The sequence below is a fragment of the Marinobacter sp. genome, assembly GCF_041686475.1.
Classification (GTDB): domain Bacteria; phylum Pseudomonadota; class Gammaproteobacteria; order Pseudomonadales; family Oleiphilaceae; genus Marinobacter.
In genome coordinates this window covers 1-4,408 of the sequence record NZ_JAWLDU010000115.1, presented here as the reverse complement: position 1 = coordinate 4,408, position 4,408 = coordinate 1, and the positions used below count along the sequence as shown (strand labels likewise).

Below are 4,408 nucleotides of genomic sequence, written 5' to 3'. Positions count from 1 at the left end.
ATGAGGCATTGAATATCCCGAACAGTGAACCAGAACAACAAAAGGCTGACAGCCAACTGCGTTTCGTGATCGTATAAACAGTTATGACGAACTATTCCCGCACTCTCGTAACACTCGCCTGCTTGCTGTCCGCAGGCTGCGCATCCAACCCCGCCGGCAACTCAGAAACCGTACCGCCACAATCCCAGTACGATTCTATCATTGCCGACAACGAAGGTAGTTTGCTCTCTATCAACGGTCTGGCAAAAGAACTGGCAACGGCCGATGTGATCGTCATCGGAGAGTACCACGGGCACCATGGTGCTCATCTCCTGCAAGCCTTGATGCAGTCGGCACTCTACCAGCAACGCCCCGCTCAGGTTCTGAGCATGGAGCAGTTCACCCTGGATGATCAGCCTGAGCTGGACAGGTATCTCGCCGGGCAGTCCGGCGAAGAAGAACTTATTGAAGATACCGACGCCTGGCCCAACTACAAGGCTTCCTACCGGCCTCTTATCGAATTCTCCAGAAACCGCAATATTCCTGTGGTCGCTGCCAACGCACCGGCGGATATTGTCCGGTGCATTGGCCGCACCGGAGAGTCCTACCTTGAACATCTGGACCAGGCGCAACGCAGGCAGTTGCCGGATGATCCGTTTATAGATACCCCGGGCTATCGCCGGAAGTTTTTTGAGGCTCTTGGCTCAGGCCATGGCGGAGACCATGGTTCAAAACACGGCGAGACTGCCAACAACAAACGCCTGGAAAGCAGCTACAAGGCCCAGCTGTTACGGGACAATACAATGGCCGACCAGGTAATCAGGGCGCTGGAGAACCATCCTGATCACCAGGTGATCCATCTCACCGGCACATTCCACTCTGAGGATCGCCTGGGCATGGTTGCGGTGCTGGAGAAGAAACGCCCGGATCTCGAGGTTGCCGTGGTCAGCCCGGTGTTCTGGCGCTCAGGTGATGATCTCGACAGCCTGCTGGAGACCCACGGTGGAAAAGGCGACTTTGTCTATTTCCTGCAGCCGCTTCCGCAGGAGTACCGGGATACAGACCGCCACCGTGAGGCCATCATGGAGCAATTCCGCAATTCGCCCGACCTGTCCTGCGATTGAGCAGAACGCGGGCCGGGCAATCACGCCGCTTTCTTCTGCCCCGCCCGAATCACAATAGCGATGCCGCCGAGAATGGCGATACCGGCAACCACCAGCCTCAGGGTCAGCGGCTCGTTCAGCAGCAATACGCCACCAACGGCGGCAATCACCGGCACGCTGAGCTGAACCGTGGCCGCAGAGGTTGCCTGCAACAGCGGCAGCGCCATGTACCAGACGGCATAACCCATGCCCGAGGCAATTGCCCCGGACGCAATTGCGTAACCCATGCCCGCCATATCAATGGTGGCACTGGTCATCATGATAAGACTGAGCACCAGGGCCATGGGCACGGCGCGGATAAAGTTGCCAGTGGTGACGGCTGTGGGCTCACCGGCCCCTTTTGCCCGCAGCGAATAGACACCCCAGGCGATGCCTGCGCCGATCATCAGCACAGAGCTGAATAACGGTGGCGCCGTAAGGCCAGGCAGTAACAGCCCCACCAGACCCGAAAAGGCCACCACAAAACCGGCCCACTGCCACAGGTGCGGGCGATCGCCACGGATAATACCGATACTGATCATGGTGGCCTGAACCGCACCAAACAGCAGCAGGGCACCCATGGCCGCAGACAGGCCACCATAGGCGTAAGAGAAGGCAGCGGCGTAGGCGAACAGTGCGAGTGCGGAACCCCAGGATCCCTGCTTCATGGGTGCGCGGTCGCCACGAAGACTGAGAAGAAACCACAGCATCAACGCGCCGGACACCAGACGGACACTGGTGAAGGTGGCGGCATCGATATCGGTATCACGCAACGCCGCACGGCAGAGCAGGGAATTGCCGGCAAAGGCAGTCATGGCAACGGCGGTCAGTAACAAGGGTCGCAATCGAGACAAGACAACACTCCCGGGCAGACGGACTGGAACCTATCCAGTGTAGGCGCTTCCTGGAAAACTGCTTATTACTCGATGGTCGATAACAGACACCTGCTGAAGACCTGTTCGTCAGCGACACCAAACAGCACGAAACGCACCCGCGTTACATTCTCCAGCCTCGGGAGAACCTCCCTCACTGTTGCCATTGCCACCTCGGCTGCGCCTTCCACCGGATAACCGAACGCTCCCGCTGATAGGGCGGGGAACGCAACGGACTCCACACCTTTGCTGTCCGCCAGTTCCAGGGAGTTGCGATAACATTCCGCCAGCCAGTGGTCAGAAGGTTCATCAACGCCATACACCGGCCCCAGACAATGGATGACAAACCTGTTTGGCAGGTTATGGGCACCGGTAATAACAGCCTCGCCGGGGCGGATCGGGGCCATGGGGCGGCATTCCTCCGCCAGCCCGGGCCCGGCCGCAGAATGCAGCGCGCCGGCGACACCGCCACCGGGCATCAACTGGGCGTTGGCCGCGTTGACTACTGCCTGGATATCGTCCTGGCGGGTGATATCACCGCGTACGCATTCCACGGTTTTTCCGTGCAGTTCAATCTGTGCCATGGGGATCTCCTAAGTTCTCTGCAGAACCATCTCCACGGGGCTCACCCGACGGTAGTGGCCACTATGAACCCGTATCTGAAACGACTGATCATCAGTGCGGAGTTACTGTGTCTGCACCATTTCGTCGGTCACCTGATAGTCCCCCGCCAGCCACTTCAGAATTTCCGCGGCAGCCGGGTGATCAAAGCGACGGTAGCATTCAGTCAGTGCCCGGCGACGCTCACTGCTGATTCTTTCCAGCCCCGCATCCTGCAAAATCAGAAGGTCAGCTGAGACCTGCTGCGCCAGATCCTTACCCAACACTTCTTCGGCGGCACGCTGGAAAGCCTGGCCATACTGATATCCCGGCCCCTGACGATAACTCCGGGCAAGGGTGATGGCAGGGATGGTCGTCAGCGTAGGCTGCAACGCAGGATTGATGGCATGGCCCGCAATATAGGCTCTATTGGCCGCTGGCCTGCCGGTAAACCCCCGTAGGTGCAGATGGCGAGACATCCGGTCACCGTCGTTCACCGGGTAGTTGTCCCACAACACCGGTTTGCGCCCCAGCGCTTCAGAAACCCGCTGCAGGTGCCCCGGCGATATTTCACGGGAACAGACTTCCTCGCCCGTCCAGAATACCTGTACTGATGGATCCAACGCCCTGCCCAGATGCTCCAGATAGTGCTCCGGGCGCTGGCCAAACACCCGATCCAGAACCGGGTCGTCAGAATAATAGCTCGGGCACACTGTCAACTGTTCGGCGCCGCTTCGCTCTGCCACCCAGTGAATGATATCCGCCTGGCGGGCAGCCAGATCCGGTGTATCGCTTTGCATATCGTCAAACAGGATGGCCAGGTTTGTCACGCCCAGTTGATCGAACACCGCCAGTTTGTTCGCCAGCGCCGTTTTCGCAGGTTGATCAAAGTTATTGAAGACTTCAAACGGGCTCAGCCCCACGCCAAATCGCACGTTCTGGACGCGACAGAAACCGGCAAAATCAGCCAGTTCACTGGCCACCGGATCGGGATGAGGCTCACTCCAGCGGCGTCGAAGAAAGGCATCCGCCTTCGGAGCGTACCAGTAATTCCGGTATCCATGGGGTGCCAGTGCCGTCACGACCTGTCTGCGCTCCTGCCAACTCCAGAGCGGACCGTAAAAGCCTTCAATAATGCCGAGCGGAGGTTGTTCTGACATTGGTTCTCCCACCTTTCAGGTACAGATCAAGTATTACCAGGATTATCGCAGGGGCTGATCGTGGTCATCGCATATTGGCCCTGAACTCCGCTAAACTCGCATAATCAGTATTTCAATAACAGCTCACCAAAATAATGTGCGACGAAGGAGCGCAGAGAATGGACATAAAAACCTTTGAAGACCTGATCATCTGGGCCCGAGAGCTCCATACCAACCTCTCCCGATGCCTGTCAGAGTGCTCAACGAATAATCAGGACGAACGCGCCAGCTCGCTCCTGGACTACCTGGCGAAACATGAATCCGAACTGGCGCGGATTACTGATGAATTCGATAAACAGGCCGACCCGAAGGCCCTGAAGACCAGAATCTACGATTATCTGGATAAAGAACACAAGCACATAAAGGCACACAAGAGCTGCGACGGGCATTACGCCAATCTTGATTTTGACAGTATTGAGCGGGAAATATTCGCTTTTCACGACCAGCTGATCGATCTTTACGACAGCCTGGCTGGCAAGGCAGAGATTCCGGAGGCAAAAGAGCTGGTCGAGTCAATGAAGGCGATGGAAGAACACGAGGCCATGAGATTGGCCAGCCAGATCGGCAGGATGAATGATCTCTGATGCAAGGAAACTGGAATTTGCACTTGGTTCGG

5 protein-coding genes are annotated in these 4,408 nt (G+C 57.4%); 2 read left to right on the top strand and 3 right to left on the bottom strand.

The annotated features are described in order from the left end of the window. Positions 1-83 precede the first annotated feature (83 nt). A complete protein-coding gene (locus ACESMB_RS14815) occupies positions 84-1,103 on the top strand; it encodes a ChaN family lipoprotein (RefSeq protein ID WP_372927132.1) in 1,020 nt (339 codons plus the stop codon). Positions 1,104-1,123: 20 nt separating this feature from the next. On the opposite strand, the gene ACESMB_RS14810 is transcribed toward ACESMB_RS14815, so the two are convergent. From ACESMB_RS14810 to ACESMB_RS14800, 3 genes are all read right to left on the bottom strand, one after another. Further along, the gene (locus ACESMB_RS14810) at positions 1,124-1,975 is read right to left on the bottom strand and encodes a DMT family transporter (protein WP_372971964.1); all 852 of its coding nucleotides are present in this window, start codon (positions 1,973-1,975) and stop codon (positions 1,124-1,126) included. 65 nt (positions 1,976-2,040) lie between these two features. Further along, positions 2,041-2,577: a macro domain-containing protein gene (locus tag ACESMB_RS14805; RefSeq protein ID WP_372927134.1), complete on the bottom strand. Its 537-nt coding sequence runs from the start codon at positions 2,575-2,577 to the stop codon at positions 2,041-2,043. A gap of 102 nt (positions 2,578-2,679) precedes the next feature. Further along, a complete protein-coding gene (locus tag ACESMB_RS14800; RefSeq protein ID WP_372927135.1) occupies positions 2,680-3,753 on the bottom strand; it encodes a beta-N-acetylglucosaminidase domain-containing protein in 1,074 nt (357 codons plus the stop codon). A 158-nt stretch (positions 3,754-3,911) separates the two neighbouring features. Between ACESMB_RS14800 and ACESMB_RS14795 the strand changes: the two genes are divergently transcribed. Then, positions 3,912-4,376, top strand: a complete 465-nt coding sequence (locus tag ACESMB_RS14795; RefSeq protein WP_372927136.1) for an ATPase — start codon at positions 3,912-3,914, stop codon at positions 4,374-4,376. Positions 4,377-4,408: the final 32 nt, after the last annotated feature.